The sequence below is a fragment of the Azospirillum lipoferum genome (assembly GCF_024170005.1).
GTDB lineage: Bacteria > Pseudomonadota > Alphaproteobacteria > Azospirillales > Azospirillaceae > Azospirillum > Azospirillum lipoferum.
In genome coordinates, this window is record NZ_JALJXJ010000001.1 from 441309 (window position 1) to 463509 (window position 22201).

The 22201-nt window shown below is 68.4% G+C and carries 18 protein-coding genes; 12 read left to right on the forward strand and 6 right to left on the reverse strand.

Features of this window, described 5'->3' with window-relative positions:
* Positions 1-190 precede the first annotated feature (190 nt).
* The 5 genes from J2848_RS02185 to J2848_RS02205 all read left to right on the forward strand — a co-directional run bounded on the left by J2848_RS02185 (position 191) and on the right by J2848_RS02205 (position 5768).
* Positions 191-1465, forward strand: coding sequence for an LL-diaminopimelate aminotransferase (locus J2848_RS02185; RefSeq protein ID WP_063634690.1), 1275 nt, complete (start codon positions 191-193; stop codon positions 1463-1465).
* Positions 1465-2769 carry a homoserine dehydrogenase gene (locus J2848_RS02190; RefSeq protein WP_149230804.1) on the forward strand — a complete coding sequence of 435 codons (1305 nt, stop codon included), beginning with the start codon at positions 1465-1467 and terminating at the stop codon, positions 2767-2769. The genes J2848_RS02185 and J2848_RS02190 overlap by 1 nt, the downstream gene beginning before the upstream one ends.
* 81 nt (positions 2770-2850) lie before the next feature.
* On the forward strand, positions 2851-3852 hold the full coding sequence (gene glpX, locus J2848_RS02195) for a class II fructose-bisphosphatase (protein WP_246193775.1): 1002 nt from the start codon (positions 2851-2853) through the stop codon (positions 3850-3852).
* 88 nt (positions 3853-3940) lie between these two features.
* Positions 3941-4273 carry a DUF1127 domain-containing protein gene (locus tag J2848_RS02200; protein ID WP_149230805.1) on the forward strand — a complete coding sequence of 111 codons (333 nt, stop codon included), beginning with the start codon at positions 3941-3943 and terminating at the stop codon, positions 4271-4273.
* Between the two features lie 283 nt (positions 4274-4556).
* A complete protein-coding gene (locus J2848_RS02205) occupies positions 4557-5768 on the forward strand; it encodes an ATP-binding response regulator (RefSeq protein WP_149230806.1) in 1212 nt (403 codons plus the stop codon).
* An 18-nt stretch (positions 5769-5786) separates the two neighbouring features.
* On the opposite strand, the gene J2848_RS02210 is transcribed toward J2848_RS02205, so the two are convergent.
* A complete protein-coding gene (locus tag J2848_RS02210; RefSeq protein ID WP_149230807.1) occupies positions 5787-6104 on the reverse strand; it encodes a hypothetical protein in 318 nt (105 codons plus the stop codon).
* Positions 6105-6233: 129 nt separating this feature from the next.
* Here J2848_RS02210 and cutA point away from each other — a divergent pair, with 129 nt between their 5' ends.
* The 3 genes from cutA (at position 6234) to J2848_RS02225 (ending at position 8867) form a co-directional block, all read left to right on the forward strand.
* A complete protein-coding gene (gene cutA / locus J2848_RS02215; protein WP_149230808.1) occupies positions 6234-6578 on the forward strand; it encodes a divalent-cation tolerance protein CutA in 345 nt (114 codons plus the stop codon).
* A gap of 139 nt (positions 6579-6717) precedes the next feature.
* Complete coding sequence (locus tag J2848_RS02220; RefSeq protein WP_149230809.1) at positions 6718-7956, forward strand: molybdopterin molybdotransferase MoeA; 1239 nt, start codon at positions 6718-6720, stop codon at positions 7954-7956.
* Positions 7953-8867: a LysR substrate-binding domain-containing protein gene (locus J2848_RS02225; protein WP_149230810.1), complete on the forward strand. Its 915-nt coding sequence runs from the start codon at positions 7953-7955 to the stop codon at positions 8865-8867. The genes J2848_RS02220 and J2848_RS02225 overlap by 4 nt, the downstream gene beginning before the upstream one ends.
* Here J2848_RS02225 and J2848_RS02230 read toward each other — a convergent pair.
* Together J2848_RS02230 and J2848_RS02235 are read right to left on the reverse strand one after the other, a co-directional pair.
* Positions 8837-10195, reverse strand: a complete 1359-nt coding sequence (locus tag J2848_RS02230) for a PepSY-associated TM helix domain-containing protein (protein ID WP_149230811.1) — start codon at positions 10193-10195, stop codon at positions 8837-8839. The genes J2848_RS02225 and J2848_RS02230 overlap by 31 nt on opposite strands.
* 50 nt (positions 10196-10245) lie before the next feature.
* Positions 10246-10656 carry a hypothetical protein gene (locus J2848_RS02235; protein ID WP_149230812.1) on the reverse strand — a complete coding sequence of 137 codons (411 nt, stop codon included), beginning with the start codon at positions 10654-10656 and terminating at the stop codon, positions 10246-10248.
* Positions 10657-10860: 204 nt separating this feature from the next.
* Between J2848_RS02235 and J2848_RS02240 the strand changes: the two genes are divergently transcribed.
* Both J2848_RS02240 and pbpC read left to right on the forward strand, forming a co-directional pair.
* Entirely contained in the window at positions 10861-16074 is a 5214-nt protein-coding gene (locus tag J2848_RS02240; RefSeq protein WP_149230813.1) for an alpha-2-macroglobulin family protein, read from the forward strand.
* A 3-nt stretch (positions 16075-16077) separates the two neighbouring features.
* Entirely contained in the window at positions 16078-18162 is a 2085-nt protein-coding gene (gene pbpC, locus J2848_RS02245) for a penicillin-binding protein 1C (RefSeq protein WP_170307004.1), read from the forward strand.
* 3 nt (positions 18163-18165) lie between these two features.
* On the opposite strand, the gene J2848_RS02250 is transcribed toward pbpC, so the two are convergent.
* A complete protein-coding gene (locus J2848_RS02250; protein ID WP_149230814.1) occupies positions 18166-18375 on the reverse strand; it encodes a hypothetical protein in 210 nt (69 codons plus the stop codon).
* Positions 18376-18561: 186 nt separating this feature from the next.
* On the opposite strand from J2848_RS02250, the gene J2848_RS02255 reads away from it, so the two are divergent.
* Both J2848_RS02255 and J2848_RS02260 read left to right on the forward strand, forming a co-directional pair.
* Positions 18562-18945 carry a hypothetical protein gene (locus tag J2848_RS02255; RefSeq protein ID WP_149230815.1) on the forward strand — a complete coding sequence of 128 codons (384 nt, stop codon included), beginning with the start codon at positions 18562-18564 and terminating at the stop codon, positions 18943-18945.
* 71 nt (positions 18946-19016) lie between these two features.
* Positions 19017-20540, forward strand: a complete 1524-nt coding sequence (locus tag J2848_RS02260; protein WP_149230816.1) for a multicopper oxidase family protein — start codon at positions 19017-19019, stop codon at positions 20538-20540.
* 48 nt (positions 20541-20588) lie between these two features.
* Here J2848_RS02260 and J2848_RS02265 read toward each other — a convergent pair whose 3' ends face one another.
* A complete protein-coding gene (locus J2848_RS02265; RefSeq protein ID WP_149230817.1) occupies positions 20589-20816 on the reverse strand; it encodes a SlyX family protein in 228 nt (75 codons plus the stop codon).
* An 83-nt stretch (positions 20817-20899) separates the two neighbouring features.
* On the reverse strand, positions 20900-22201 hold the full coding sequence (locus tag J2848_RS02270; protein WP_149230818.1) for an Nramp family divalent metal transporter: 1302 nt from the start codon (positions 22199-22201) through the stop codon (positions 20900-20902).

The window sequence follows — 22201 nt, forward strand, 5'->3', positions numbered from 1 at the left end:
CGTTGGTAGGGAGATTGTTAAGTCACCCCATTAATGGATCCTCACGGGCTTGTCCGGCCAAAGCGCCGTGCCGGACGGTCCAGACGCGAAATTTGCCTCGCTTCCGTCGCGTCAGGGCGGTAGAACGTCAGTCCCGGTCCGCAGGTCTCTTGGGTTCGTGGCGTGACCGGAGCGGTCTTCCGGAGCGTCCATGTCCAACACCGAATTCCATCGCATCAAGCGCCTGCCGCCCTACGTCTTCGCCGAAGTGAACGCGATGAAGGCGCGAGCTAGGGCCAACGGCGCCGACATCATCGACCTCGGCATGGGCAATCCCGACCAGGCGACCCCGCAGCACATCGTCGACAAGCTGGTCGAGGCCGTGCGCGATCCGAAGACGCACCGCTACTCGAACTCCCGCGGCATCCCCGGCCTGCGCAAGGCCCATGCCGCCTATTACAAGCGCCGCTTCAACGTCGACGTCGACCCCGAGACCGAGTGCATCGTCACCATCGGCTCGAAGGAAGGGCTGGCGAACCTCGCCCAGGCGATCACCAGCCCAGGCGACATCATCCTGGTGCCGAACCCCAGCTATCCGATCCACCCGTTCGGTTTCATCCTGGCCGGCGCCTCGGTGCGCCACCTGCCGGTGGGCATGGAGAACGGGGCGTCGACCGACATCGACAGCTTTATGATCATGCTGGAGCGCGCCGTGCGCCACAGCGTGCCGAAGCCGCTGGCACTGGTGCTGAACTACCCGTCGAACCCGACGGCCGAGGTGGTCGGGCTGGACTTCTACCGCCCGATCGTCGAGTTCTGCCGCAAGCACGGCATCTATATCCTGTCTGATCTGGCCTATGCCGAGATCTTCTTCGACAACGACCCGCCGCCGTCGATCCTGGAGATCCCGGAAGCGCGGGAGATCGCGGTCGAGTTCACCTCGATGTCGAAGACCTATTCGATGGCCGGCTGGCGCATCGGCTTCGCCACCGGCAACAAGACGCTGATCACTGCGCTGGCCCGCATCAAGTCGTATCTCGACTATGGCGCCTTCACGCCGATCCAGGTCGCTGCCGCCGCCGCGCTGAACGGTCCGCAGGACTGCGTGCAGCAGGTGCGCGACATGTACAAGCAGCGCCGCGACGTGATGATCGAGGGTCTGGCCGCCGCCGGCTGGGAGGTCCCCAGCCCGAAGGCGTCGATGTTCGCCTGGGCGCCGATCCCGCCGCAGTTCGCCCATCTGGGTTCTCTGGAGTTCTCCAAGCTGCTGTTGCAGCAGGCGGAGGTCGCGGTGGCGCCGGGCATCGGCTTCGGTGAATACGGCGACGGTCATGTCCGTCTGGCGATGGTGGAGAACGTCCACCGCATCCGTCAGGCGACCCGCAACATCAAGGAGTTCTTCCGCTCCAACGCCGGTGGCGTGGCGGCGAGCAAGGACCCTGCGGCCCGCGCCGCCCTTCTGGAATCCGAGAAAGCGAAAGCCTGATGTCCGACGCCCGGCAAGCCCCCCTGAAAATCGCCGTCGCCGGCCTCGGTACCGTCGGCGCCAGCGTCCTGAAGCTGCTGGACGCCCAAGCCTCGCTGATCGAACAGCGCTGCGGCCGCCGCATCGAGGTGGTCGCGGTCAGTGCCCGTTCCAAGGGCAAGGACCGCGGCGTCGATCTGTCGAAGGTCCAATGGTTCGACGATCCCGTCGCCATGGCCGCTCAATCCGGTGCCGATCTGGTGGTGGAACTGATCGGCGGGTCGGAAGGCCCGGCGCGCGACACCGTCGCCACGGCGCTGGAGACCGGCAAGCACGTTGTCACCGCCAACAAGGCGCTGCTGGCCGTCCATGGCACCGAGATCGCCCAGAAGGCCGAATCCCGTGGCCTGACCGTCGCCTTCGAGGCGGCGGTGGCCGGCGGCATCCCGATCATCAAGGGGCTGCGCGAGGGTCTTGCCGCCAATTCCGTCTCGGAAATCCACGGCATCCTCAACGGCACCTGCAACTACATCCTGACGGAGATGCGGACCACCGGCCGCGACTTCGCCGATGTTCTGGCCGATGCCCAGGCTCTTGGCTATGCCGAGGCCGATCCCAGCTTCGACATCGACGGCGTCGATGCCGCCCATAAGCTGGCGATCCTGGCCTCGGTCGCCTTCGGCACCCCGGTCGATTTTTCCTCGGTCTATATCGAGGGCATCCGGCAGGTTTCGGCGGTCGATTTCGACTATGCCGACCAGCTGGGCTTCCGCATCAAGCTGCTGGGGATCGCACGGCGCACCGAGGCCGGCGTCGAGCAGCGCGTGCATCCCTGCATGGTGCCGAAGACCGCCCCGATCGCCTCGGTGGACGGCGTGTTCAACGCCGTGGTGGCGCAGGCCGACTTCGCCGACCGCGTGCTGTTCGTCGGCCGCGGCGCCGGAGCCGGCCCGACCGCCTCGGCGGTGGTCGCCGACTTGGTCGACATTGCCCGCGGGCGGTCTACGCCGACTTTCGGCGTTCCGTCCGACCGGCTGGGTGCGGCAACCCCGTCGCCGATGGAAGCGCGCCGCGGGTCGTACTACGTCCGCCTGATGGTCGTGGACCGCCCTGGTGTGATAGCGGATATCGCAGCGGCGATGCGTGACCAGAACGTCTCCATGGAGCAGTTCCTGCAGCGCGGCCGCTCGCCGGACGAAGGTGTTCCGGTGGTCCTGACCACCCACGACACCGAAGAGGCGGCGATGCAGCGTGCGCTCGCGACCATCGCGGCCAGCGACAGCGTGCTGGAGCCGCCGCGGATGATCCGGATCGAGCAGTTCTGATCGGGGCCGTTTCCCACAATAACCAAGCACAGCCTGACCAAACACAGCCTGATACGACCGAAGAGTCGGGGGGAGCACACGATGTCTACGCCGTCTACGCATGTCGACCTGTCCCACATGGACCGCAACCTCGCGCTGGAGGCCGTCCGCGTGACCGAGGCCGCCGCCCTGTCGGCCTCGCTGCTGATGGGTCGCGGCGACGAGAAGCTGGCCGACCAGGCCGCCGTCGATGCCATGCGCCAGGCGCTCAACACGCTCTACATCGACGGCACCGTCGTGATCGGCGAGGGTGAGCGCGACGAGGCCCCGATGCTGTACATCGGCGAAAAGGTCGGCGCCGGCATCGGCTCCGGCCCGAAGGTCGACATCGCGCTCGACCCGCTGGAAGGCACCACCATCTGCGCCACCGGCGGCCCGAACTCGCTGGCCGTCATCGCCATGGCGGAGGAGGGCGGCTTCCTGAACGCCCCCGACGTCTACATGGACAAGATCGCCGTCGGCGCCGGCCTGCCGGACAATGTCGTCGATCTGGACGAGACGCCGGCGAACAACCTGAAGGCGCTGGCCGCCGCCAAGGGCACCGAGGTGCAGGAACTGCTCGTCTGCATCCTGAACCGTCCGCGCCATGCCGAGCTGATCGCCCGCGTCCGTGAAGCCGGCGCCCGCATCATGCTGATCAACGACGGCGACGTGTCGGGCGTCATCGCCACCAGCCAGGCCGGCACCGGCGTCGACATGTATGTCGGTTCCGGCGGTGCGCCGGAAGGCGTGCTGGCCGCCGCGGCCCTGCGCTGCATCGGCGGCCAGTTCCAGGGCCGTCTGCTGTTCCGCAACGACGACGAGAAGGCCCGCGCCGCCAAGTGGGGCGTCACCGACCTGGATAAGAAGTACAGCCTGCACGAGCTGGCGCGCGGCAACGTCATGTTCGCCGCCACCGGCGTCACCGACGGCGCCATGCTGAAGGGCGTCCGCCGCTTCCCCGGCGGTGCCTACACCCACTCGGTGATCATGCGCTCCAAGTCGGGTACCGTCCGCTACATCGAGGCGCACCACAACCTGTCGCGCAAGTCGAGCGTGAAGTAAGCGGATCAGCGGCCAAGCCGTTGTTCCGGAAGACGCGCGGGGGGAAACCTCCGCGCGTTTTTTTGTGTCCGCGTTGATCTGCGTACGAATGTTCTATCGAATCCGTGCAGGTCTGCCGCCGCCGGACCGCAGAGGGTGGATCATTGATTTCGCGACTGCAAAAGGCAAAATAGGCTCATGTAATCAGCGCCAAGCGCAGGAGATCACCATGGCCTACTCTTCGATGCAGTCTTCGTCCGGTGAATTGTTTGCGGCCGGAACAAAGGAAAACACCCTCTTTCAACGTGCCGTTCATTGGGTCCGCGAACGGATTGCACTTTACCGTGCGGAAAATGAGCTGAACCATATGTCCGATGCCGAACTGTCCGACATCGGACTGACCCGTGGCGAGATCCACATGGCGGTCCGTCGGGGTTTCTGACGGACTGCGTCTCGAAAGGTTTGCCCACGGCGGTTGGCGCAGCTTCGCCAATCGAGTCCCGAATGCGGAAAGCCCCGGAAAATTGCCGGGGCTTTCGCATATGAACCGGCATTAACCTTTTCTTCATGGACCCTGCCCATGCGGCACATATGCCTGGGAGGGGTTGCGCGCTGCAGCATGATTATGGTTAATGCAGTTTAACATTAACCCCGGTTCTGTTCAAAAATGGAAACGGGGCGCCTTCGGGACCCCCATCATCCTCCGTGAGAGCCGTGGTCGAAGCATGAGTCTCATTCATCGCCTTCAGTCGCTGGAAGCGGAGCGCGATGCCGCCCGGGAGGAAGCCGAGCGCGCAAACCTCGCCAAGTCCAAGTTCCTCGCCGCTGCCAGCCACGACCTCCGCCAGCCTCTCCAGGCCTTGTTCTTCCTGTCCGCCGCACTCGCCCGTCATGTCGGCGACCATAACGGTCGCGATCTGCTATCCCGGCTCGACCAGGGGCTGGACACCATGAAGGGCCTGCTGGACGGGTTGCTGGAGGTGTCGCGTCTGGAGGCCGGCGTGGTGACGCCGGTGCTGGACACCTTTGAGGTCAGCGAACTCACTGACGCGCTGGACACCGCCTATGGCGAGCAGGCGACCGCCAAGGGTCTGGTCTGGCGGGTGGAGAGCTGCGAGGCGGTGCTGCGCAGCGACCGCGGCCTGCTGATGCAACTGCTGCGCAATCTGGTCGACAATGCGTTGCGCTATACCGAGGCCGGGGCCATCCGCATCCGCTGCCGCATCGATGCCGGGCCGGAGGGCGACCGGCTGGCCATCGAGGTGCAGGACACCGGCATCGGTATCCCGCCCGAACATCTCGACCGCATCTTCGAAGAATTCCATCAGGTCGGCAATCCGGAGCGTGACCGGCTGCGCGGGCTGGGTCTTGGGCTCGCCATTGTGCGGCGGCTGTCGCAGCTGCTCGACCATCCGGTGCAGGTGCGGTCGGTGCAGGGGCAGGGCTCGGCCTTCCGTGTGCTGGTGCCGCTGGCTCCGGCTCGCTTCCTGGCCGGACGGGCAGGGGGGCCGGAACGGCCGCCGGCCATTGACCGGCCGCGGCTGGCTGTGCTGGTCGATGACGACGCGGTGGTGCTGCTGGGCTTGCAGACGGTGCTGACCGAATGGGGCTTCCGCGTCGTCGCCGCTGACAGCGCCGACCGGGCGATGGACCGGCTGGAGTCGCTGGGGCGGGTGCCGGACATCGTCATTGCCGATTACCGGCTGCGCGAGGGACGCGTCGGCACCGAGGTGATCCGCCGCGTACGCGGGCGCTACGGTGAGGAGGTTCCCGCGCTGATCCTGACCGGGGAAACCGGCGCCGACACGTTGGCCGATGCCTCGGCCCATGGCGTCGCGGTACTGCATAAGCCGGTGACGCCGCGCCAGCTCCAGGCCGAGGTCGACCGCCAACTGCGGATCAAGCGCGAAAACGGCATTGCGCAGGCGGCGCAGTAGACCGACCTGAGAAGCCCCTTAAATCAGTGCGCCTTGCCGCGCATCCTCCTCCGCCTCGCCGGCCGGGGCGGCGTCGCTGCGGCTATGACCCTCCAGAGCTGTGCGGCCAGCCTCCGTCAGGCGGCAGACCAGCCAGTCCGGCTTCAGCGGGTTGTCGAACCAGCGCTCCGCCCATCCCGCCTTCAGGCAGGCTTCCACTGTCGGCTTCTTCACCCGCTGCCCACGCTCGTCGAACAGGGGCAGCTTGCCGCCCGGCTGGTCCAGACCGCGGCGCAGCCACGCCCCCTGGACGTCGGACGGGGTGCTGCGGGACGAGGAACGGCGGGGCTTGGCCATGGGACGGGCTGCTCTTGCGGATACGGGATCGGACAGAGGGTTGCCGGCCCCGGCAGGGGCTGTGGCAAAGTGCGGGCATCCTACGCGAAAGCGCAGCACAGGTGCATCGAAAAGGAGGGAGCCTTCCCCATGCCGGAAACCAATCCGGATGACAGCAAGGACGATCTGGTCTTCGCCTACATCACCGCCGCTTCGAAGGAGGAAGCCCTGCGCATCGGCCGCAGTCTGGTCGAGGAGCGGCTGGCCGCCTGTGCCAACGTGCTGGACGGCATGACCTCCGTCTATCGCTGGAACGGTGCCGTGGAGCAGGCCGAGGAAGCGGTGCTGATCGCCAAGACCCGATCCTCCCTGTTCGACCGCCTGACCGTCCGCGTGCGCGAACTGCACAGCTTTGACACGCCCTGCGTCGTCGAACTGGCGCTGGGGCGCGGCAACCCGGCTTATCTGGACTGGCTGCGGGTGGAGACGGCCTAAGGCGCCGAAATACGGGAATATCCAAACAGAGCCTTGACGCCGATCAAAGGCCTGGGCTGCATTTGACGATAGGAAGGCCGCCAACCTGCCTCATCCTGGCCCGCCCCATCCCGGCCCATTCATCAAGGACATCGAGATCATGGACGACTGCTCCGCACACGGCCCCATTCCCCTGTCGTTGGACGAGGCGGTCGCGCGCATCGCGCAGGGCTATGGTGCGGTGACCGGGACGGAGGAGGTGCCGCTGCGACAGGCGCTCGGCCGCGTGCTGGCGGAGGAGGTGGTGGCGCCGGTCAATGTGCCGCCGGCCGACGTTTCCGCCATGGACGGTTGGGCCTTCGCCGCCGAGGCGGGGGAGAGCTTCCGGCGGTTGGAGGTCGTCGGACGGGTGCCGGCCGGATCCAAGTTCGACGGCGCGGTCGTGGCGGGGCAGGCGGTGCGCATCTTCACCGGCGCGCCGGTCCCGGCCGGCGTCGACACCATTGCGATGCAGGAGGATTGCCGGTCCGACGGCGATGCGGTGCTGGTCCCGGCATCGCTGAAGCGCGGCGCCAACGTCCGGCTCGCGGGGGAGGACATGGTGGCGGGTGCGGTGGTGCTGCATCCCGGCCAGCGCATGCGCGCGCAGGAAGTCGGGCTGGCCGCTGCGGTCGGCCGCTCCAGCCTGACGGTGCGCAAGCGGCTGTCCGTGGTGCTGTTCTCCACCGGCGACGAGCTGCGGGAGCCGGGAATGCCCAAGCCCGACCACGCCATCTATGACGCCAACCGCTACACGCTGGCCGCCCAGCTCGACGCGTTGGGAGTGGAGGTGCGCGACCTCGGCATCCTGCCCGACCGGCCGGACGCCACCCGCGCCGCGCTGGCGGAGGCCGCCGGCACCGCCGACCTGATCGTCACCAGCGGCGGCGTGTCGGTCGGCGAGGAGGACCATGTCAAGGCGGCGGTCAATGCGCTCGGCTCCATCGATTTGTGGACGCTGGCGATCAAGCCGGGCAAGCCGCTGGCGCTCGGCCGGGTTGGCGACACGCCCTTCCTGGGGTTGCCCGGCAATCCGGTGTCGGCGATGGTCACCTTCCTGCTGGTCGGCCGGCCGCTGGTTCTGCGCCTGTCGGGGGCCAGCAGCATCGCCACGCCCCGCAGTCTGGTGGTCGCCGACTTCACCTTCACCAAGAAGCCCGGTCGCCGCGAGTTCCTGCGCGCCCGGCTGGAGCGGGGCGAAGATGGCCGTCCGGTCGCGATCAAATTCCCCAGCAACAGCTCCGGCGTGCTGACCTCCATGGTGGAGGCCGATGGGCTGGTCGACATGCCGGCCGAGGCCACCGTGGTGAATCCTGGCGATCTGGTCGATTTCCTGCCCTTCACCGGGCTGTTCGCGTGACGCTGGAGCAACTGCGCATCTTCGCCACGGTGGCGGAGATGCTGCACTTCACCCGCGCGGCGGAGGTTTTGCACCTGTCGCAGCCGGCGGTCAGCGCCGCCATCGCCGCCCTGGAGGCGGAGCATGGCCTGCGCCTGTTCGACCGCATCGGCCGCCGGGTGGAACTGACCGCCGCCGGGCAACTGCTCCATGGGCAGGCCCGCGCCATCCTGGCGAAGGTGGAAGAGGCCGGCACCATGCTGGCCGAGCTGTCCGGCCTGTCGCGCGGCGCGCTGCGGCTGGCGGCGAGCCAGACGGTCGGCAATCACTGGCTGCCGCCGCGGCTGCTGCGCTTCGCCGAGGCCTATCCCGGCATCCGCGTGGATCTGTCCATCGGCAACACCGAACAGGTGGCTGAGGCGGTGCGCGACGGCCGTGCCGAACTGGGCATCGCCGAGGGGGTGGTGACCGATTCGGCCTTGGTCAGCGAGCCGATCGACGGTGACCGGCTGCGGCTGGTGGTCGGAGCCCGGCATCCCTGGGCATCGCTCGGACGGGTGGATCGCGACACCCTGATGGCCGGCCGTTGGATCCTGCGCGAGTCCGGCTCCGGCACGCGCGCGCTGTTCGAGGCGGCGATTCGCGGTGTGGGGCTCGACCCCGGCGGGCTGGAGGTTGCGATGACGCTGCCGGGCGGCGGTATCATCCGGTCCGCACTGCTGGCCGGGGTTGGGGTGGGTGTGCTGTCCGACCTGATCCTGGCGGAGGATTTGGCGGCCGGCCGCATCGTCGCGCTGGAGGGGCTGGACCTGCCGTCCCGCCCCTTCCATCTGGTCCGTCACCGCGACCGCCATCGCAGTCTGGCGGAGCGGGCCTTCGTCCGCTCCGCGCTGGAGGCCGCTCAGGCCATGCGAAGTGAGCGGACGCCGTAGGCGGCGGCTTCGATGGCGGCGAAGGCAAGCATCGAAATCCCCACCATCGGGAAGAACAGGCCGGCCGCGACCGTCATAAGGATCAGCGTCTTCGGAACCGTGGTTCCGGCGGGCAGGCGCGGGGCGGCAAGGCTGCCCGCCGGGCGGCGCTTCCACCACATCACCGTTCCCGAAACCACCAACCCCACCATCGCCATCAGTGAAGCCAGCAGGATCAACTGGTTGGCAAGCCCGAAGGCCTGGCCCATGTGGATGCTGATGCCCCATTCCGCCAGCCTGCCGAATAGGCCGAGATCCTTCAGCCGCATGTCGAACAGCACCTTGCCCGAATACTGGTCGAGATGGACCACCCGCTCTCCGGTGATGTCGTTGGGATAGACGGATGCGGTGAAGACGCCATCGGGCGTGGCCGGGAAGACGATGGCATAGCCCGGCGCCATCCCCAGCCCGTCGACCGTGCGTACCACGTCGTCCAGCTTCGCCGGAACCCCGGACGTTGTCGTGGACAGCGGCGTCGGCTGATTCTCGACGATCCAGGGGGCATGGTCGATGGTGTCCTTCAGCGGGACGGTGGAGACCGGGTACTTGTCCCAATAGCCGTCCGGCATTCCCATGCCGACTGCATAGGAGAAGCTGTAGAAGGACTTGCCCCAGTAACCCGACCAGGGCAGGCCGGTCATCGCCAGGAAAACGATGGCGACGCTGACGAAGATGCCGGTGACGGCATGCAGGTCGCGCCAGAACAGGCGCTTGCCCGGCCGTCCGCGCACCGTGACGATACCGCCCTTCTGCTGACCGCGCGGCCACCAGAGATAGATGCCGGAGGCGGTCATCAGCACCATCCAGCCGGCGACGCCCTCGACGATGCGTTCCGCGAACCAGCCGACATATTGCAGGCTGTGCAGCTTGCGCACCACATACATGGACGGCGATCCAGCGAATCCGCCATCCCACAGGCTGCCCAGCACCCGGCCGTCATAGGGATCGATATAGACGATGTCCTTCAACCCGTCGGATCCGAGGATCCTCACCTCGGCGGCGCGGTCCGGTGCCGCCGGCGGGGCATAGCCCTTGAGCGTCCCCGGATGGGCCTCCAGCGCCCTGGCGACCAGGGCGGAGGGCGCCAGCCGCTCGGTGCTTCGGGGGGAAACGATGCGCAGGTCGGCATGCAGGCTGTCGTTGATCTGGTCCTTGAACAGATAGATGCCGCCGGTGACGGCGAGCAGGATGACGATGGGGGCGCAGATCAGCCCGGCGAAGAAATGCCAGCGCCAAATAGTACGATAGAGGGCAGAGCCGATCGCTCCGCCTTGCAGAGTTTGAGTCATGATTTGCCCAGTCGGTCGTCGCGACAAAGATCGCCCGGCGAGCGGGCGGTTCAGTGCTTCGGATGGCGATCAGATGGCGGGGCCTGGGAGTGGAAGGGCTTCAGACTCTGCGGGCGATATGTCTCGTCCGGCTTCGGCTGTTCCGGAGGCAGCAGGCCCTCGGTGGGCAGGAGGAGCAGCTGGAGGACCGGCAACACGACGACATACTGCCCGAGCCAGTTGCAGGGCAGATGAAGCGGGGAGAGGTCGGGCTGGTCGGGCGCCTTGCCGTCCGGCAACGGGACGCCGTCCTGGTCCACCGGCAGATAGACGAGTTCGCTGCCGGTACAGATCGCGACGTAGCCGTCATGGTCAGCCGCGCCGGCATAGGGTGCGGCAAGGCGGACGAACAGGCTCAGGGTCAGCGCGATCGCAAGCGCCAGCCCCCACCGTTCCTGCAGCCTGCGGCACCGTGCCAGCATCGGTTTGGATCATTATGCAGCCCCGAGGATCGGATCGTTACCCGATCCACCGGCTGTGGACAAGTGTTGGTGGAAAGGAATTAGCCGGCAAGCGTCCCGGGACCTATACGTTCGAACGGTGCATCGGCGGTTCGGCCTATCGCAACCCACTGATTATCGGCGTTATAACCGGAGCGCTCCTGCTTACGGTTGTAAGGCGATAAAATGGCACGGCTGCTGACGCTCTTCTGGGTTCTGGTGGTGATGGCTATCGCAGCCGGTCCGGTGCGGGCCGACTACACCCCGCCGGGGGCGCTGGCCGATGCCTCCGCCTATGCCAACAGTTTGCTGCTGAAATCGCCGCCACAGCCGAAGCCGCAGGTGATCGCCGATCTGCTGAAGCAGGCCCGCGCCGCCCGCGACCGCAAGGACATGGCCGGCGCCATCCAGGCCTATGAGAAGACCATCACCCAGGGTGGCGGATCGCCGTCGGTCTGGCTGGAACTGAGCGCCGCCTGGCAGGCCGCCACCCCGCCGAACAAGGACCGCGCGCTGCAAAGCGCCGTGATGGCCGGGCAGTTCAACCCGAAGGACGAAGAACGCGTCGCAATTCTCTGGCGCATCGCCACCCTGATGGACGAGGCGTTCGGCAAGCCGGACGAGGCGGTGAAGGCGCTGAAGGCGATCCAGGAAATCGCACCGAAGATGGAAGCGGCGACGCTGGACACCCAGGCGCCGAAGCTGGAGGAGCGCATCGTCGCGCTCCGCCGCAAGGCCGGGCTGGTGATGACCGGCGTCACCGTCAACCCGGAAGGCAGCAGCCCGCGGGTCTGCTTCCAGTTCAACGACCGGCTGAGCGGCAAGCAGGGCGTGCGATTCGACGACTATATCCGCATCGAGCCGCCGACCAAGATCGCGATCGAGACGCGCGAGAACAGCCTGTGCCTGCGTGGCGTCACCCATGGCGCCGGCTATGCCGTCACCTTGCGCCAGGGACTGCCCGGCGAGGACGGCGTGAACCTGAAGGCCGACGAGACCCAGCGCGTGCGCGTGCCCGACCGGCCGTCGATGGCTGCCTTCCGCGGCTCCGCCTACATCCTGCCGCGCAAGGGCGCCGATGGTATCCCGGTGGTCAGCGTCAATACCGACCGGTTGGACGTGTCGGTCTACCGCATCGGCGATAGGGCTCTGGTCTCCAACAAGTATGAAGGCAACATCTTCAACGAGCTGACCAGCTATTCCGCCGACCGGCTCGCCCAGGAGAATGGCGAGTTGGTCTGGTCCGGCTCGCTGGACGTGAAGGGGGAGCGCAACCGCGACACCACTGCGGCGATCCCGTTCCGCCAAGCCGTGGGCGACGATCCCAAGGCCGGCCTGTATGTCGTCACCGCCCGTCCGCATGATGTGGAGGACGCTGACCGCTGGGAGGCGCTGGCGACCCAGTGGGTCCTGCTGTCCGACATCGGCCTGACCAGCTTCCGTGGCGCCGACGGGCTGACCGTGTTCGCCCGCTCCTTCGGCAGCGCCAAGCCGCTGCCGGGGGTGGATGTCGCTCTGGTTGCCCGCAACAATTCCGAACTGGCCCGTGCCAAGACCGACGAGTTCGGCCGCGCCCGCTTCGCGCCCGGCCTGCTGAAGACCGGCGGCAACGCGCCCGAGATGGTGATGGCCTATCTCGGCACCGATTTCGCCATGCAGGATCTGACCGGCGCCGCCTTCGACCTCAGCGATCGCGGGGTTGGCGGTCGTCCGGCGCCGGGGCCGATGGACGCCTTCGTCTATGCCGACCGCGGCGTCTACCGTCAGGGCGAGACGGTGAACCTGTCGATCCTGCTGCGCGACGACAAGACCGAGGCGGTCGACAACTTCCCGCTGACGGTGAAGGTCCTGCGCCCCAGCGGCACCGAATATTTCAGCGGCGCCCTGAAAGGTCAGGAGGCCGGCGGCTTCTTCCTGCCGCTGAGCCTGACCCGCACCGCGCCGCTCGGCGGCTGGGAGGTGCTGGTCTACAGCGACCCGAAGGGCGAGCCGATCGGTCGCGGATCCTTCCAGGTCGAGGATTTCGTGCCGATCAAGCTGGCGCTCGACGTGACGGCCAGCGCGCCGATCCTGGTGCCGGGCCAGCCCTTCGAGGTGACGGCGCAGGGCCGCTTCCTCTACGGCCCGCCGGCTGCCGGTCTGGACGGCACCGCCGAGGTGGCGCTGAAGACGGACCCGATGCCCTATCCGGCCTTCAAGGACTATCGCTTCGGCCGGGTGCAGGACAATCCGACCGAGCGGCTCGACCCGCTGGAATTCCCGACCACCGACGAGCAGGGCGTGTCGCACGTCGCCGTGACCCTGCCGGAGGTGCCGGATACCAGCAAGCCGCTGCGTGCCGATATCCGCGTTACCCTGTCGGAGCCGGGCGGGCGCCCGGTTCGCAAGTCGGTCAGCGTGCCGGTGCGGCCGAAGACCCATGCGCTGGGTCTGCGCCCGCGCTTCTCCGATGGGCGCGTCGGCGAGGGCGGCGACGCCGCGTTCGATCTGGTTGCCGTGGCGCCGGACGGCAGCGCCATCGCCAAGCCTGGCATCAAGTGGGAACTGGTGGAGGAGCGGGTTTCCTTCGTCTGGTTCCGCCGCGATGGCCGCTACAGCTACAACGCCACGGTGCGTGACGTGCCGCTGGCCTCCGGCACTGTCGATGTCGGGGCTGACAAGCCGGCGCTGGTGGCGCTGGGCAAGCGCGACTTCGGCCGCTACCGGCTGGAGGTGACGGACAAGGCGGCGGGCGTCGCCAGTTCCTACCGCTTCTATTCCGGCTGGGCGAGCGGCGACGAGACCGCCGATATCCCGGACAAGCTGGAGGTTTCGACCGACAAGCAGTCCTACAGGCCAGGTGAGACCGCCCGTATCCGCGTGGCGCCGCCCTTCGCCGGCGAGATGCTGGTGACGGTGGCGACCGACCGCATCTTCGACGTGCGGACCATCTCGGTTCCGGCCGAGGGGGCGACGGTGGAAATCCCGGTCGATGCCGCCTGGGGGCCCGGCGCCTATGTCACCGCCACCGCTTACCGTCCGCCGGTCAAGGGCCGCGAGCGTCAGCCGGTGCGCGCCATGGGCGTCGCCTGGGTCGGCGTCGATCCGTCGGTGCGCACGATGACGGTGTCGCTCGACGCACCGCAGGTGATGCGGCCGCGCAGCCGGCTGGAGGTCGGGGTGAAGGTCGCCGCCGCCGATGGCGGATCGATTGAAGACACTTATGTCACGCTGGCCGCGGTGGACGAGGGCATCCTGCGCCTGACCGACTTTGTCAGCCCGCAGCCGGAGAAGCATTATTTCGGCAAGCGCCGGCTGGGGCTGGACATCCGTGACGATTACGGCCGGCTGATCGACCCGCTGGACGGCCCCTATGGCGCCATGCGCCAGGGCGGCGATTCCAGCGGCGCCGGGCTGCCGGTGGTGCCCTTCACCGTGGTCTCGCTGTTCCATGGGCCGGTGAAGGTCGGCGCCGACGGCACCGCCCGCATCGGCTTCGACGTGCCGGACTTCAACGGTGAGCTTCGGCTGATGGCGGTCGCCTACAGCCGCGGCCGGGTCGGTTCCGCCGCCGGGCCGGTGACGGTGCGTGATCCGCTGGTGGCTGATGCCATTCTGCCGCGCTTCCTCGCCCCCGGCGACGACAGCCGGGTCACCCTGTCCCTGCACAATGTCGAGGCGGCGGCCGGCACCTATGAGGTCGCCGTCACCGCCCAGGACGCAGTGGCGGTGGAGGGAGGCAACCTGTCCGTCCCGTTGGCGAAGGGCGAACGCAAGACGCTGATCGTGCCGCTGAAGGGCGTTGCCGCCGGCATCGGCCATGTCGCCGTGGCGGTGAAGGGACCGGAAAATCTGGCGCTGAACCATGACTACGGCATCACCGTGCGCCCGGCGCGCGCGGTGGAGACGCAGTTTGTCACCCGCCAGATCGCACCGGGCGAGAGCGTCCGTTTCGACGGGGCGGAGCTTGCCACCTATCTGCCGGGTACCACCAGCTGGTCAGCAAGCTTCACCACAGCACCACCCTTCGATGTCGCCGGCATCCTGCGGGCGCTCGACCGCTATCCGTTCGGCTGCCTGGAACAGACGGTCAGCCGCGCCCTGCCGCTGCTGGTGGTGCGCGACGTGGAACTGGCGCTGGGCAAGGACCGCAAGCCCGACGACGGGCTGGAGGCCCGCGTCCAGCAGGCGATCTCCCGCACGCTGGACAAGCAGCGCTTCGACGGCGCCTTCGGCCTGTGGGGCGCCAATGACGAGGCCGACGGCTGGCTGAGCGCCTACGCCACCGAGTTCCTGGTCCGCGCCAAGCAGAAGGGCGAGGCGGTTCCCGACAAGCCGCTGACCGACGCCCTGAACTGGCTGCGTCAGCGCGCGATCGCCAGCGCGTCGGAGCCGAACGAACTGGCGGTGCGCGCCTATGCTCTGCACACGCTGGCGCTGGCCGGCGTGTCGCTGCCGGGGCCGGCGCGCTACCTGCACGACACGGCATTGGAGAAGCTGCCGACGCCGCTCGCCAAGGGGCAGCTGGGGGCGGCACTGGCCCGCATGGGCGACCAGGAACGGGCGGCCAGCGCCTTCGACAGCGCGGTCGGCCATCTGGCGCGCGAGGAATGGCATGTCGATTACGGCTCCACCGTCCGCGATGCCGCGGCGCTGGTGGCGCTGATGACCGAGGTCAACATGGCCGGCAACCGCATTCCGGCCCTGATCGACCGCCTGCCGGCCTCGGCTACCGCCGCCAACCGCACCAATACGCAGGAAAAGGCGTGGTCGGTGCTGGCCGCCGATGCGCTGCTGCGCGGCGCGCCGGCCAAGGCGGAGATGACGCTGGGCGGTGCGAAGAAGGACGGCGCGCGGGTCGATCTGACCCCGACGCTGGCCCAGCTGAAGGCCGGCATCCCGGTCGCCAATTCCGGCAAGGCGGCGGTCTGGCAGGCGGTGTCGCTGTCCGGCGTGCCGGTGGCGCCGCAGCCGGCGGCGCGCGAAGGGCTGCGCATCAAGCGCAACTTCTTCACCCGCAAGGGCGAGGTGCTGAACCTCGACACCATCAAGCAGAACGACGTGTTCGTCGTCGTGCTGGAGGGCGAGGCCAACACCAAACTGTTCCACCAGGGCATGGTGACCCATGCGCTGCCCGCCGGCTGGGAGATCGAGAACGCCAAGCTGGGCGGCGGCACGCCGGAGGAGATGGCGTGGCTGGGCGACCTGAGCTACACCCGCACGACCGAGGCGCGCGACGACCGCTATGTCGCCGCGGTGGACCTGACGGAGGACCAGCAGACCTTCAAGCTGGCCTTCATCGTCCGCGCCATCACCCCCGGCACCTATGAACTGCCGGGTGCGACGGTGGAGGACATGTACAAGCCGCGCTTCTTCGCCCGCCAGACCACCGGGCGGATCACCGTCCGTCCGGCGGAGTGACGATTGGCGCGGGTTTGGGTGCGTAACGTCTGGGTAAGGCGGGTGGGACTGGCGGCGGCAGGTGTCGCCGCCCTGATGGGGACGGCGCTGCTGCTCGACCGGCTGTTCCCGCCGCCGCTCGACCGGCTGGCCGACCTGTCGGTGACGGTCACCGACCGCAAGGGCCAGCCGCTGCGCGTCTTCACCAACGGGGCGGGCGTATGGCGGCTGCCGGCGACGGTGGACGATGTCTCGCCGCTGTTCGTCGAGCTGCTGCTGGCTTATGAGGACCGGCGGTTCGAAAGCCATGCCGGCGTCGATCCGCTGGCGGTGCTGCGGGCGGCGGGGCAGAATCTGGGGGCGGGGCGGGTGGTCTCCGGTGCCTCCACCATCACGATGCAGGTCGCCCGCCTGCTGGAGCCGCGACCGCGTACCTTCGGCGCCAAACTGATCGAGGCGGCGCGAGCGGCGCAGCTGGAATGGCGTTACAGCAAGCGCGACATCCTCGGCATGTATCTGACGCTCGCCCCTTATGGCGGGAACATCGAGGGCATCCGTGCCGCCTCGCTGATGCTGTTGGGCAAGGCGCCGACGGAGCTGGACGCGGCGGAGGCGGCGCTGCTGGTCTCATTGCCGCAGTCACCCTCGCACCTGCGGCCTGACCGCTACCCGGAGCGGGCGCAGGCGGCGCGCGACAAGGTGCTGGACCGGGTGGCAGAGGCGAGCGCGCTGTCGCCCAAGGCGGTAGCGGAGGCCAAGACGCTGCCGGTTCCCTCGGCCCGCCTGCCGCTGCCGGCCTCCGCCCCGCATCTGGCCGACCGGTTGCGCAGTGCGACCCCCGGCCGGGCGGAGATCGCCACCACCATCGACGGCACCCTGCAACAGGCGGTCGAGGCGTTGGGGCGGCGTGCGGCGGAGACGCTGAACCCGCAGGCCGGGCTGGCGGTGCTGGTGGTCGACAACCGCGACCGCTCGGTGCTGGCCTATCTCGGCAGTCCGAATGCGCTGGACGAGACGCGGCAGGGTCCGATCGACATGGTGCGGGCGGTGCGCTCGCCGGGCTCGGCGCTGAAACCCTTCATCTATGGGCTGGGCTTCGACGATGGCATCATTCATCCGCTGACCCAGATCGCCGACGTCTCCACCCGCTTCGGCGACTGGGCGCCACGCAACTTCGACCGCAGCTTCACCGGCGACCTGACGGTGATGGAGGCCTTGCAGCGCTCGCTGAACGTGCCGGCGGTGCTGGTGCTCGACCGGGTCGGGCCGCTGCGCTTCGCCGAGGCTCTGCGCAAGGCCGGCGCCCGGCTGGTGCTGCCGGGCCGGACGGCGCTGCCGGGGCTGCCGGTGGCGCTGGGCGGGGCGTCGATCAGCCTGTGGGACATAACCATGCTCTACAGCGGGCTGGCGCGCGACGGGCTGGTGGCGCCGCTGCGCACCAGGCTTGACGAAGCCGGCGGGATGGAGCAGCGGTTGCTGTCGGCGACCGCGGCGCAGCAGGTGAGGGCGATCCTGGAGGGTTCCCCGCCTCCGCCGGGGGTGGTGCAGGCGCAGGAACTGCGCGGTAGCGGTCCGGTGGCGCTGAAGACCGGTACCAGCTATGGCTTCCGCGATGCCTGGGCCTTCGGCGTCACCGGGCGCTACACGGTCGGCGTGTGGGTCGGACGGCCGGACGGCACGCCCAGCCCCGACCATTACGGCCGCAATACCGCGGCGCCGTTGCTGTTCGAGGTGTTCGACCGGCTGCCGGCCGAGCGTGGCCGTCCCGCCGGCCCGGTCAGGAACGAGGCGCCGCCGGAACTGCTGCGCCGCCTGCGGCCCGGCGAGCTGGAGCTGGCCGGGCCGCGCCAGACCGACAGGCTGCACCTGACATTTCCGGTCAGCGACATGGTGCTGGAGGCGCTGGGACCGGACGGCAAGGGAGAGCCGATGACCCTGACCGCCAGCGGCGGGCGGCGTCCGCTTTCCTGGCTGATCGATGGGCGTCGCATCGCCCAATCGCCGATCGCGCGGGAAGTCGTGTGGCGTCCGGACGGGCCGGGGGTGGTGAGGGTCACCGTGCTGGACGCCGACGGCCGCAGCGACAGCGCGACCGTCGAGATACGCTAAGGACTAAGAAGCGCGGCGCAGGCCGAAGGGGGAGTCGTCGCGCTGGCTCCACACCCGCGTGCGGACGCGCATCTGCTTCTGGCAATCCACCGAGCAATAGAGCGGTGCCGGCCCCCGCGTGGATGGGCGGACGAAGGGGCGGCCGCAGCAGGCGCAATGCAGCTGGCGGGTCGCGGTGTGCGGGGTGGTTGCCGGACGGGCGGAGGCGGACATCTCGGAAACGGTCTGTTGGTTTCAGGTGAGCGCCAATATAGGGGCGGTGTGTTGCAGTTCCATGTTCGGGAAAACGCCTAGGACTGAATGGTTAGTGGCTCTGTCCGGCGGTTGGAAGCGGTTGACCGGCCCCACCCGAGGACCTATCTGAAAAGGCTGAGAACTAGCGGGAGCGGTGCGGGGCAGATGTGCGTCGTCGACTGGATGCGGAGGCTGAGCGGGATTGCGGGGGCGCTGGTCCTCGTGATGCTTGGCGTTCTGCTGTGGTCGGGGGACACCGCTGCTGCCTGTCCGCATGACGCGCCGGCTGCCGTCGCGATGCACGGCGTGTCGCACGCGACCGACATGGATGGAATGGATCACGGCCGTCGTCACACGCCGGGCCGGACGCATCATGCGATGCAGCCCTGCTGCGCCGGCATGGCCTGCGCCACCATGGTTGTCGGTTTGCCGAGTGCCGGGCTGTTGACGCCGGCCGGCTCTCTGGGGCTGCTGTTGCGCTGGGCAACCGGGCCTCTGCGTGAGGGGCTGGGGGTGCGGCCCGACCTGCCGCCGCCGCGTCTGGGATGATGCTTTTGCGCCGCTGAGCGTTCGCGGCGCCGTCCACCGTCCCCTCTGCATTCGATCATCCGGAGTCCGTCATGACTCTCGCGCTTTCGCGCCGTCATTTGCTGTCGACGGCGGTTGCCGGTGGCTGTGCCGCCTTGCTTCCCGCCTTTCCCCGCTCCGTCATTGCCGCCAACCCGGTGGACGAGACGGTCCGCCTGACCGTCGACCGCCGCACGCTTGAGGTGAACGGCAAGGCGGCCAGCGTGTTCGGCATCCGCCAGCCCGACGGCACCCCCGGACTGACCCTCGACCCCGGCCGGCGCTTTGTGGTCGATCTCGCCAACCGCGCGGGAGAGGATGCGGTCATCCACTGGCACGGCCAGACTCCGCCCTATGTCCAGGACGGCGTCATCGACCGGAATCGTCCGGCGATCCGCAACGGCGAGTCGGTCCGCTACGACTTCACGCCGCGCAGCGGAACCCATTGGATGCACTCCCACCATGGGATGCAGGAACAGCTTCTGATGGCGGCCCCGCTGGTGGTCCGCAGCGCCGAGGATCTGCGCGCCGACGAGCAGGAGGTGACCATCCTGCTGCATGACCTTACATTTCGCGACCCGGCTGAACTGCTGGCATCCCTGGGCGCGCCGGCCGGCGGAATGGCGCATGGCGGGCATGGCCAAATGGAGCATGGCCAGATGGGCCATGGTTCCATGGATCACGGCTCCATGGGCACGGGTTCGATGGACCATGGCGGGATGAACCACGGCTCCGCTCATGATATGTCCGGCGGTATGGCGATGGACCTGAACGACGTGGATTACGACGCCTATCTCGCCAATGACCGCACGCTCGCCGACCCGGAGGTGTTGCGGGTGGAGCGGGGCGGGCGGGTGCGGCTGCGCGTCATCAACGGCGCCACCTCGACCGCCTTCCATCTCGATCTCGGGCGGATGAGCGGGCAGGTGATCGCCGCCGACGGCAATCCGGTGCAACCGGTGACGGGCAGCCGCTTCGGGATGAGCATGGGCCAGCGGCTGGACATCCGCCTGACCATCCCGGCGGAGGGTGGCGCCTTCCCGATCCTGGCCTTGCGCGAGGGGGCGGTACAGCGCACCGGCATCATCCTCGCCACCCCCGGTGCCACGGTGGAGAAAATCGCCGCGACCGGACAGGCGGCGACCGAGCCGCTGGACCTGTCGCTGGAACGGCAACTGGTCGCCGTGACCCCGCTGGCGGCGCGGCCGACCGACCTGACGCGGCGGATGCAGCTGACCGGGTCGATGATGCCCTATGTCTGGAGCCTGGACGGACTGACCTTCGGCTCGCATCGGCCCCTGGTGGTCCGCCAGGGCCAGCGGGTCGAGCTGACCTTCGAGAATGCGTCGATGATGGCGCATCCCATGCACCTGCACGGCCATCATTTCCAGGTGCTGGCCATCGACGGACGGCCGGTGACGGGGGCGGTGCGCGACACCGTCCTGGTGCCGATGATGGGCAACGTCACCGTCGCCTTCGACGCCGACAACCCCGGCCGCTGGCCGCTGCACTGCCACAACCTGCTGCACATGGCGACAGGCATGATGACGGAGGTGGTCTATGAGGGGTTCGTCTGAAGGCTGACGTGGCGGGGGGCGCTCGCAACGCCCCCGTCCGGACCGTCGTCAGTAATGCGGCGGGGGCCGGTCGTCCTGCGGGGAGGCGATGGCATATTCAGCCGCTTCCATCCGGTCGCGCATGCGCCTCAACTGGGCGGTCAGGCGGTCGATGGTCTGGCCCTGGGCGAAGATGACTTCCGACATCTCCTCTGCCATGCGCTCGTGATGGGCAAGGCGGCTTTCCAGGTCGGCCAGACGCTCTTCGAAAAGGCGTTGTTCGGGGGCGGGATCCATAACGGTACCGATCACATGAGGGAAAGCGGGGAATGGCCCGCAAGATGGACCATTCCCCGCTCCGGGTCGAGGTGCCTTTCCGCTCACACCATCGCAGTGGTGCCGGCCAACCAGCCGGACAGGCCGGTCAGGACCAGAACGGTCAGGCTCGCCAGCCGCAGGGTCAGCGGTGCCATCGCCAGCCGGCCCATCAGCTTGTCATTGCGCAGCAGCAACAGCATCGGGATCAGGATGAAGGGCAGGGTCAGGGCCAGCACCACCTGGCTCAGCACCAGCAGCCCGTCCACCGCCCCGTCGCCGGCGCTGCCCAGCACCGCCAGCGCCGGGATCAGCGAGGCACCGCGGGTGATCAGCGCGCGGGTGACCGGACGCAGCCGCAGGTTCAGGAAGCCCTCCGTCACCATCTGCCCGGCCATCGTGCCGGTGGTGGTGGAGCTTTGGCCGGCAGCCAGCAGGGCGACGGCGAAGACCAGGGCGGCGACCCCGCCGATGCTGCTGCCCAGCAGGGCGTGGGCGTCCTCGATGCCGGGAGACGTGCTGGCCGCCGCTCCCTGGAATGCCACGGCGGCGACCGCCAGGATGGCGCCGTTGACCAGACCGGCCAGCGCCAGGGCGGTCGACAGGTCGATGGTCAGCCAGCGGGCGGCCTGCCGGCGCTCCTCCATCGTCTTCACCTCGGCCAGCCGGGCCTGCACCAGACCGGAATGGAGAAACAGGTTGTGCGGCATGACGGTGGCGCCGATGATGCCCAGCGACAGGTACAGCATCTCCGGATCGCGGGCCAACTCGACGCTCGGCATCAGGCCGGCCAGCAGGGCGGTGGGGTCGGGGCGGGCGATCACCAGTTCCCAGGCGAAGCAGATAACGACCACGCTCATCAGCGCGCCGACCACCAGTTCGGGGGCGCGGCCACGGGCGCCGGGCAGGGCCAGGATGCCGAAGGTCAGCACGGCGGAGATCACCACGCCGGCCATGATCGGGATGCCGAACAACAGCTTCAGCGCGATGGCGCTGCCCAGCAGCTCTGCCAGATCGGTGGCGATCATCGCCAGTTCCGACACCGCCCACACCAGCATCGCCACCGGCCGTGGGAAGCGCTGGCGGATCAGCCGAGCCAGATCAGTGCCGGTCGCGAGCGTCAGCCGGACGATCAGCCCCTGCAGAAAGATGCCAGCGAGACTGGCGATCAGCACCGCCGACAGCAGAGCGAAACCGAAGCTGGAGCCTGCCGCGATATCCGTCGCCCAATTGCCTGGGTCCATGTAGCCGACCGCCACTACGAAACCAGGGCCGAGCATGGTCCAGAATCGGCGTCCCACTGCAGAAGTGCGGGTGGGTGCAGGGGTGGGGACGGTGTCGGCCATGGTAGGGGATGCGGTCTTCAC

Coding starts and splice junctions, on each gene's coding strand:
- J2848_RS02185 (WP_063634690.1), top strand. CDS start 191: ATGTCCAACACCGAATTCCATCGCATCAAGCGCCTGCCGCCCTACGTC.
- J2848_RS02190 (WP_149230804.1), top strand. CDS start 1,465: ATGTCCGACGCCCGGCAAGCCCCCCTGAAAATCGCCGTCGCCGGCCTC.
- glpX (WP_246193775.1), top strand. CDS start 2,851: ATGTCTACGCCGTCTACGCATGTCGACCTGTCCCACATGGACCGCAAC.
- J2848_RS02200 (WP_149230805.1), top strand. CDS start 3,941: ATGTTCTATCGAATCCGTGCAGGTCTGCCGCCGCCGGACCGCAGAGGG.
- J2848_RS02205 (WP_149230806.1), top strand. CDS start 4,557: ATGAGTCTCATTCATCGCCTTCAGTCGCTGGAAGCGGAGCGCGATGCC.
- J2848_RS02210 (WP_149230807.1), bottom strand. CDS start 6,104: ATGGCCAAGCCCCGCCGTTCCTCGTCCCGCAGCACCCCGTCCGACGTC.
- cutA (WP_149230808.1), top strand. CDS start 6,234: ATGCCGGAAACCAATCCGGATGACAGCAAGGACGATCTGGTCTTCGCC.
- J2848_RS02220 (WP_149230809.1), top strand. CDS start 6,718: ATGGACGACTGCTCCGCACACGGCCCCATTCCCCTGTCGTTGGACGAG.
- J2848_RS02230 (WP_149230811.1), bottom strand. CDS start 10,195: ATGACTCAAACTCTGCAAGGCGGAGCGATCGGCTCTGCCCTCTATCGT.
- J2848_RS02235 (WP_149230812.1), bottom strand. CDS start 10,656: ATGCTGGCACGGTGCCGCAGGCTGCAGGAACGGTGGGGGCTGGCGCTT.
- J2848_RS02240 (WP_149230813.1), top strand. CDS start 10,861: ATGGCACGGCTGCTGACGCTCTTCTGGGTTCTGGTGGTGATGGCTATC.
- J2848_RS02250 (WP_149230814.1), bottom strand. CDS start 18,375: ATGTCCGCCTCCGCCCGTCCGGCAACCACCCCGCACACCGCGACCCGC.
- J2848_RS02255 (WP_149230815.1), top strand. CDS start 18,562: ATGTGCGTCGTCGACTGGATGCGGAGGCTGAGCGGGATTGCGGGGGCG.
- J2848_RS02260 (WP_149230816.1), top strand. CDS start 19,017: ATGACTCTCGCGCTTTCGCGCCGTCATTTGCTGTCGACGGCGGTTGCC.
- J2848_RS02265 (WP_149230817.1), bottom strand. CDS start 20,816: ATGGATCCCGCCCCCGAACAACGCCTTTTCGAAGAGCGTCTGGCCGAC.